Annotated in this window: 6 protein-coding genes; 2 read left to right on the top strand and 4 right to left on the bottom strand. The window is 61.3% G+C overall.

Features of this window, described 5'->3' with window-relative positions; all coding sequences use genetic code 11:
- Positions 1 to 134 precede the first annotated feature (134 nt).
- Positions 135 to 1,034, top strand: coding sequence for a LysR family transcriptional regulator (locus FEM54_RS18965; RefSeq protein WP_017135506.1), 900 nt, complete (start codon positions 135 to 137; stop codon positions 1,032 to 1,034).
- Here the strand turns inward: FEM54_RS18965 and FEM54_RS18960 are convergent.
- Genes FEM54_RS18960 through FEM54_RS18945 form a run of 4 tightly spaced genes read right to left on the bottom strand, consistent with a single transcriptional unit; the run spans position 1,025 to position 6,118 of the window.
- Positions 1,025 to 2,110 (bottom strand): fimbrial protein, encoded by a 1,086-nt coding sequence (locus FEM54_RS18960; RefSeq protein WP_138452457.1) that lies wholly within the window; start codon positions 2,108 to 2,110, stop codon positions 1,025 to 1,027. The genes FEM54_RS18965 and FEM54_RS18960 overlap by 10 nt on opposite strands.
- Entirely contained in the window at positions 2,110 to 4,716 is a 2,607-nt protein-coding gene (locus FEM54_RS18955; protein ID WP_138452455.1) for a fimbria/pilus outer membrane usher protein, read from the bottom strand. Before FEM54_RS18955 ends, FEM54_RS18960 begins: the two co-directional genes overlap by 1 nt.
- A 2-nt stretch (positions 4,717 to 4,718) precedes the next feature.
- On the bottom strand, positions 4,719 to 5,498 hold the full coding sequence (locus FEM54_RS18950; protein WP_138452453.1) for a fimbrial biogenesis chaperone: 780 nt from the start codon (positions 5,496 to 5,498) through the stop codon (positions 4,719 to 4,721).
- 59 nt (positions 5,499 to 5,557) lie between these two features.
- Positions 5,558 to 6,118, bottom strand: coding sequence for a fimbrial protein (locus FEM54_RS18945; RefSeq protein ID WP_099549862.1), 561 nt, complete (start codon positions 6,116 to 6,118; stop codon positions 5,558 to 5,560).
- A gap of 297 nt (positions 6,119 to 6,415) precedes the next feature.
- On the opposite strand from FEM54_RS18945, the gene FEM54_RS18940 reads away from it, so the two are divergent.
- Positions 6,416 to 7,601: CSS-motif domain-containing protein (locus FEM54_RS18940; protein ID WP_138452451.1), on the top strand; the 1,186-nt coding region annotated here is incomplete at its 3' end.

The raw sequence follows: 7,601 nt of genomic DNA, 5'->3' as shown, positions 1-7,601 counted from the left end.
GATCATGGTCACAGCGGCGAGCTTCAGGTAGGTGAGGCGATCAGATGAATGATGCATTAGCAGTTGCTCGACAGGTGGCAGGGTTGGCATATTCTTCGACTAATGTTCAGTAATCGTAAAATGAGCCTTTACTCATGACCTTGACCCAACTGGAAATTTTTTCACTGGTGGCCGAGCTGCAAGGTTTCACCAGTGCGGCTCACCGCCTGGGTATCAGCCAGTCGGCGGTGTCCCATGCGGTCAAGGCCTTGGAGCAGGAGCTGGGCGTGGAATTGTTTCGGCGCCACCAGACGTTGGTGGAGCTGAGCGATATCGGCGCGCAATTACTCGGGCGCGCCCGTGCCATGCTCGGCCTGGCCGCGACCTTACAGCAGGAAGCCGCCGACGCCCGTGGCATGAAACGCGGCACCTTGCGCATCGGCTCCTTCGGCCCCACTGCGTCGGTGCGCTTGTTGCCGACAATCCTCAGCCATTTTCGGCAGGCCTACCCGGGCATTGAAGTGCATGTGGACGAGGGGCCAGACCGGCAAGTCATCCAGTGGCTGGACGAGCGGCGTGTCGACGTGGGTTTTGTGGTGCTCGCCGACACGCCAACAGACAGTGAGCGTTTCGACACCGTGGCGTTGTTCGAGGATCAGCTTGTCGTGTTGTTGCCGGCCACCCATGCGCTGGTTGCCAGCACATCAGTACCTTTGCAAGCGCTGTGTGACGATCCGTTCATTCTCACCGAAGCCGGCTCATCGGAGCTGGTGATGCGCTTGTTCAGCGACGCGCGTTTGCGGCCCAACGTGCGGTATCGCTGTGCCCAATTGCTCAGTACGCTGGAAGCCGTCAGCCGTGGCGACGGGCTGAGCATCGTGGCGCAGGCATCGTTGCCCGAACGTGTCGACAGTCGTTATGTGGCACGGCCATTATCACCGCCGGTGCCGCGCCGGATCGGCCTGGCGGTGTTGGACCGGCGCCAGGCCTCACCTGCTGCCCTTGCGTTCCTCACACTCGCGCAAGGGCTGCAACACACCGGCACTCACCGATAACTCATGGTGAACGAAGCCAACCCGTTGGCCGTACCGGGTCGGATCATTTTTTCGGTTTGCACATAACGAGCAGTCAAGGGGATCGTGATGGTGCCGTTGCTCGTGCTTGTCACCCGCCATTGGTTCAGGTTGTCGACGGCCGAAGAGTCGGCGCCATAGTTGAGCACTGAGGGGCCACTCAACAGCTGTATTGCCACACCCTTGGCTGTCGAAGTGCGCGTCAGCGACAACTGATTGCCGCGATTTGCGGGGTTAGTCTGGTCGGTCACCGTGACCCAGATATCCAGGCTGCCACCGGTTCCCCCGGCACAGTCCAGCCTGATGTTATGGCTCACGCTTGCAGCGTAGCTGCCTACACCCCTGAAATCACGGCTGGCCACAGGCCCCATCGGCATGACAACCGAGGGTGTCGAGACATGGCAGGTAGGCCGCAGCGGCGGCGCTATGACCGCGTTGCTCAGGCTTACCGAAGCGTAGCCCGGGCCTGAGGTCGTGACATTGGTCAGCGTGTAGTTGGCAAACGTGCGCGCAGTGATCGTGCCGGCCGAGACAGGGCCGGTAGCCACCAGGTAGATCCGCCCCTGGAGCCCCCACCCATTGGGCTTGTTGTGTTTGACGGTTAATAACGCCGTGGTGCCGTGATGGAGTGGGTGAAAAGGCTGGCCGGGGTCCCTGGCCATCACCGCGAATCCCACTCCGGGCAGGTTGGTGGCGTAGACCGGCATCGAGAACCCGGACGCACTGAACGTGATACCCGTAGCCGGCGAATTGACTACGCTTATGTTCGCTGTCACGGGTTGCTCGATAGGCCAATCCTTGTATTGACAGCGCATCACATAAGCATTGCGGCTGTCGAAGTCATAGCCGTTTACCGCGCCCAGGGCCTGCCCGATCTGTACGTGGCCCTGCAAGGTGATGGGCGCAATCGAGACATTCAGGTTTGCCTGGGGCGAACAATCGCCAGCATTACCAAAGTGCGCTTGGGCAGGCGTTGCGAAAGCCCAGCCGCTCAGCAGTGCGACGACGCCGGAAAACCTGACCGTGAAGCGTTGAACACCGTTCATCGTGTGATTCATCAGGTGTTCTCCTCGTAGCGACACTGGCTGACCAATTGATCTGTATTTTCTTGGCGGCGACCGGGTTCACGGGCAGGTAGATGGTAACGAATGAAACACCGCTCGCCCGCCGCCTCAGCCCACTGCACGGTCAGCCTGCCGTGGTCGGCAACCCCGCGTACAAAAGCCTTGCCCGCCTGGCCAACCACCCCGACTTCGTTGCCCTGCTCGTCAAATACCTGGGCTGCGAACGGCAGGGGTCTGCCGTTCGGGTGGGTGGCTTTGATCACTACCGCCCGGCCGCTGACGGTCTCGAATTTGACCAGCGATATTGCGCCCAGGGTCGGTACCACGGAACGGTTCGACTCCTTTAATTCCACGTCCATGGGCATGCCTTGCGGGTCGATGTCCACGGCGTTGGGCTGGTACGCCCGCAAAGAAGGCATGACCCCATAACCCTGCTTGTCGATACGCACCCCGGAACCGCCGAGCTGCGCTCCCTGGGCATCCGGCGCATACACCAGCGCCGAAGCTTCACCGAGGTTTTGCGCCAGGGTGACGCCACCGCTGTGGGCGATCAGGCCGCCGTCGACGCTCATGGACACTTGTGCATTGCCCTGGCGCTGGCCATAACCGCCGCGCAGGTTGGCTGCGTTACTGCGATAGCCCGCGTAAGCGTTGAAGCTTGAGCCGCCGTGATCGCCGGTGCCGCGACTGCCGACCAACCCGTAATGGGTGTGCGCCGTATCCCCCAACAAACCATTGATGCCGACTTGTTGCTGACTGCCGCGCGACTCACCTGCATCCCGCGACAGTGAACTGCTCATGGTCGGTGCGCGCGTGCCCTCGCCCAATGGCATGGAGAGGCTCAGCACCCAGTGATTCTCAACGCGTTCGGTTCGCGTCGAGCGGCCGAAGAAAATATCCTCACCGCGTTCGCGGTCGCTCGCCCGATACAGCTCGCTGACTCTCGAACGCTGCGCCGAGACGTTCCAACTCAGCGACTTCCAACTGGCCCCATAACTGGCGGTGAACGACGTCTGGCGCCCTTGCTGCCCGGCCCAGTAGTCAGTGGAGCTGCCATACAAACTCAGGGTGCCCTCCCCCAGCTGCTGGCTGATCGTCAGGTCCAGGCGGCTCTTTTGCCGGGCATAGCTGTCCAGGTTCCCACCATGACGGCCCAGGTCGCGCACATTCAATGCGTCCGGCAGGTTCAGGTAGCCATCGGTCGAGAAGCGATAGGCGCCGAGTGCAAAATGCGTTCCCGAAAACGGCACATTCTTGTTGTAGGCCAGGCCAAGGCTTTGTCCGCGGGCCAGGGCTTGCCCCTGCACCTGTGTGCGTGAGTGGGTAGTGTCCAAGGCGAATGCACCAACAGGCGTACTCATCGCCAGGCCCGCCTTGCCTTGGCTATAGCCCTGGGAAAGCGTGGCGCCGCCATAAACGGTGAGGTTATCGACTAGCCCATGTTGCAGCGTGCCTTGAAACACTGAAGCGTTGGCATCACTCACACCATGCTGCTGCACCCGGCCCACCGTTGCGCTGTAGTGTGTGGCGCGGTAACGCAACAGTTGCGGGGCCACCGAATAAGGCACGACAAAGGTGCTGCGTCGCCCGTCTACCTCGGTGACACTGACGTCGAGGTCGCCTCCGTAGCCCGTGGGGTAGAGATCATCGATCACAAAAGGCCCAGGCGCCACAGTGGTTTCGTAAAGGGTGTAGCCGTTCTGGCGCACCGTCACCGTGGCATTGCTGTCGGCAACGCCGCGCACCTGAGGCGCATAGCCTTGTTGCGACGGCGCAAGCATACGGTTATCCGTGGCCAGCGTAACGCCACGCACGCGCACGCCATCAAGGATCTGACCGCTGCTGAAACTGTCACCTACGGTCAGTTGCGACTGCCAGGCTGAAACGGCGCGTTGCAAGTAGGTGGCCGTGGCTTGATAAGGCAAGTGGCTGCTTCGCGAAGCCCAGGCTTGCCCGCCCTGGTGGCGCAACCGCCAGTCACCCAGGTTGACCCCGCCGTCGAGGCCAAGATAACTGCGGTCTTCACCCGCACCTGATGTCACCGCAGCGGCGCTGTAGGTGTAATTGAGCAGCGCGGCATCAACGCCCGCGTCCCATTGGGCGGGGTCAATGTAGTCGCGTGCGGAGCCATTGATGTAGACCTGCGGGATGCTGACATCCAGGGTCAGGGACTCGACATCGACATGGCTGCTGGCCATGGGCATCCATGCGGCGAAATCGCGACAATCCCCCTCGGCGCCTGCCTCGAACTTGCGCAGTACTACTCCGAGTTCGGCCAGTTGTTGCGCGCTCACACAGGGTTGCGCAGCGTCCTGTTTGTCCAGGTTTACGAAGGTGATCGGGCGACGGCCCAGCGATTGGCCGTTGAGTATCACGTCAACGCGATAAACCCCTGGCGTCAACACATTGCTGGTATTGAAGCGTGAGAGATCCGCCGGGCTGGACACACCGCTGGTAAAGGCCTCCAGGTCAAACAACAACGGGGCAGCCTCGGCCGATAACACAAGCGTGCTCAGCAGGCCGAACAACAGCACCAGCCGAGGGTGGGAAAACAGCCAGGCAGCGCCTTGGCAAAACGTGAATGGCAACAAGGCAGGCATAGTCAGAACTTCAGAGGAGCACGCTGCGGCGCGGAAAACGTGCCGTAGTCATTGATGTATTTGAAATGCACCCGGGCATCCGCAGGGATGGGCCGCACGGCCTTGTGCACCCTCAGGGTCAGGTTGCCGCCTGGCGGCACCATGCCCTCTTCCGCCGGCAGCAGCGGCGCGTCTTGCTGCGGGCCCATGGCCAACGCCACCTCGTTGAATGTCACGTGATAGGCCGATGGGTTGTGCACGTCCAGCAGCGTCCCCTGGGTACTGCGGCGCAAGGACCAGCGTAATTGCGTGGGCGCTTCGTTCGGGCTGCCAGGCAGATCGGCGGGGCGAAAAAACACTTTGGTACGGATACGAAAGGCGAATTGCAGGTGATTCGCCGGGCCAACCTCTGCATCGGCCTCGGTGTTGACCTTGGGCGGGATCTCCAGCGCATTCAGCCAAAACAACGATTCCCGATCAGCCGGCAGTGGCTCTTGGGTGTAGACCAGGCGCACGGCCTGGCTTTTCTGCGGGTTCAGGCGAAACACCGGCGGCGAAAGGCTGAAAGGCACCTCGCTGTTAGAAGGGTCTGACGCCGGGTCACCCTGATCCAGCCATACCTGGACCAGGCGCGGAGCCCGTTCATCGTCGTTGGTCAGGCGCAAGGTGATTTCGCGACGCTGTTGCGGGTAAATGTGCCGCGTGCCATCGATCACTACACCGGCATGGGCAACGGATGGCCATCCGCTAACCATCGAAATGGCGAGCAGCAAGGCAATTGCGAACATGAGTCGGGCAAGCATGGGGCGGTCCTCCAAGGCGCTGTCCAGTGCCTGGCGAACCGCCAGGCTCCGGGCCTTGTTCAGGGAAACGTGACGGAATACAGCACCTGCGTACTTACCGGGCCTGGGGTTGCGGCGCCGGTGGCGAAGTACTGCGCGGCGAACGGCAGCGACACCTCACCGTTGTCGGGGACTTTTGCACTGCTCGAATTGAGTGCCAGGCGCAGGTCCATAGGCTTTTGGGTAGTGCCGTCGACAATCTGCACCTCAACCAGGCTGGCTGGCACTGGTTTGGCCGGCGCTTGATTCTTCAAGTTGCCCGTAGCCGGGTTGATCGCCGGGCTGCTGCTCTCGAACAACACCGCCACCGTCGTATCCTTGGGGCACGCACCCACACGCACAACAAATGGGGTGGTGCCGGCCGTCTGGCCTTTTGCCTTGAGCGCGCTGGCCTGGACCTTGTTGAGCACAACGGCGAAGTTCGGGCTGGCGCCAGGCGCGGAGCCTGCCCCGCCACTGATACTGCAGGTGGTGCCGGTGATTTCACCGGTCAGGCTGATGGTACCGTCTGCGGCAAAAGCAGGCAGCGCGGCGACGCCGGTAGCAGCCAGGAAAGCAGCGGCCAATCGGATGTTGTTCATTGCAGGTAATTCCTTATCAAGTAGCGTTAACGGGTTACGAAACGAATTTCAACAATTGAAAGACGAGGGTCGACCGTCCCGCCAGAAGTGGGCTGAAACGGCTGAGAGAGAGGCTGGAAGGGTCGGTGCTCCGAAGTCTCTTACTTTTTGCAACGATGTTTATCTTGCCAAGTTGAGACAATCGCAACAACTGACCGAATGGCTAGGTCAATTCGCGCCAAACAAGTGAGCGGCACTGCGCAATGCCAACTATCATCGGCACACACCCGTCTTTTTATTCTGTTATTGGCTGCCTCTATGCCCCGCACTGCCAAAGGCCCCCGAAGCCGAACTGCACGCGCGCTCATCAGCAGTGTCTGCGGCCTGGTTCCCGTTTTATTGGGGGTTGTGATTCTTCATTGGCAAGCCGAACGCACCCTTGAGCAAAGCACCGCCCAAACCGCGCTGGAGGCTGTGCGCCAATTCGATTTAATGCTCGACAACACCGCCCTCGCCGCCCAGGCATTGCTGCCGCTGGCCGGCCAACCGTGCGACAACGGCGCGCAACTGGCACTGCGCGAACAGGTCACGCGGCGCCCCTTTGTGCGGGCAACGACCTTGTCCTGGCAAAAAAACATCTATTGCAGCTCGTTGTTCGGCGGCAGCTACCAGTCACCGGTCAACCCGGACGATTACGTAGCGGGCACGCTGTGGTTGATGAACGGCAACCCGGTAACGCCCGATACCGCGTTGTTGGTTTACCGCCTGGTCGATGGCGATAAAGCCGCGTTTGCCTCGGTTGACGGCTATCACCTGACCAACGCCTTGCGCCTGATCAGCCGCTACGCACACCTGATCCTGCAAGTGGGAGCCAACTGGCTGGACGCTGACGGCAAGGTGCACACCACTGCAATGCCGCAGTTTGCAGTGGCCCATCAGCACCTGAACTCCGAGCGTTACCCGTACAGCGTCGATGCCGGCATGCCTGCCGGTGAGGTCTGGCGGTACATGGAGGCGCGCTACCCGGCGCTGTTCAGTCTGCTGGTGTTCTTTGGTGTGCTGGCGGGCGTGTTGGCGCACTGGCTGCAAAAGCGCTCGTCCGCGCCGACCCATGAGTTGCAGCGGGCATTGGGGGCCAATGAATTCATTCCGTATTTCCAGCCAGTGGTGCGTGGCGACACCCGCGAATGGGCCGGCTGTGAAGTATTGATGCGCTGGCGGCACCCGAAGGAAGGCTTGGTTCGCCCTGACCTGTTTATACCGTTGGCCGAACATTCGGGCCTGATCGTGCCGATGACCCGCTCGTTGCTACGCCAGACCGCTGCGCAACTGGCCCCGCATGCCGGGCGCTTCACCCCGGGCTTCCATATCGGCGTGAACATCACCGCCAGTCACTGCCAGGACCTCGACCTGGTGCAGGACTGCCGGGAGTTTCTCGCTGCGTTCGCCCCCGGCCAGGTGACGCTGGTACTGGAGTTGACCGAACGTGAACTGATTCAGCCTA

The organism is Pseudomonas edaphica (genome assembly GCF_005863185.1).
Taxonomy (GTDB): domain Bacteria; phylum Pseudomonadota; class Gammaproteobacteria; order Pseudomonadales; family Pseudomonadaceae; genus Aquipseudomonas; species Aquipseudomonas edaphica.
The sequence above is the reverse complement of the archived record's forward strand: the minus strand, read 5'-3'. Positions and strand labels throughout refer to the sequence as shown.

Bases quoted from the DNA above. Each gene is read 5' to 3' on its own strand.
- FEM54_RS18965 (WP_017135506.1), top strand. From the start codon at position 135: ATGACCTTGACCCAACTGGAAATTTTTTCACTGGTGGCCGAGCTGCAA.
- FEM54_RS18960 (WP_138452457.1), bottom strand. From the start codon at position 2,110: ATGAATCACACGATGAACGGTGTTCAACGCTTCACGGTCAGGTTTTCC.
- FEM54_RS18955 (WP_138452455.1), bottom strand. From the start codon at position 4,716: ATGCCTGCCTTGTTGCCATTCACGTTTTGCCAAGGCGCTGCCTGGCTG.
- FEM54_RS18950 (WP_138452453.1), bottom strand. From the start codon at position 5,498: ATGCTTGCCCGACTCATGTTCGCAATTGCCTTGCTGCTCGCCATTTCG.
- FEM54_RS18945 (WP_099549862.1), bottom strand. From the start codon at position 6,118: ATGAACAACATCCGATTGGCCGCTGCTTTCCTGGCTGCTACCGGCGTC.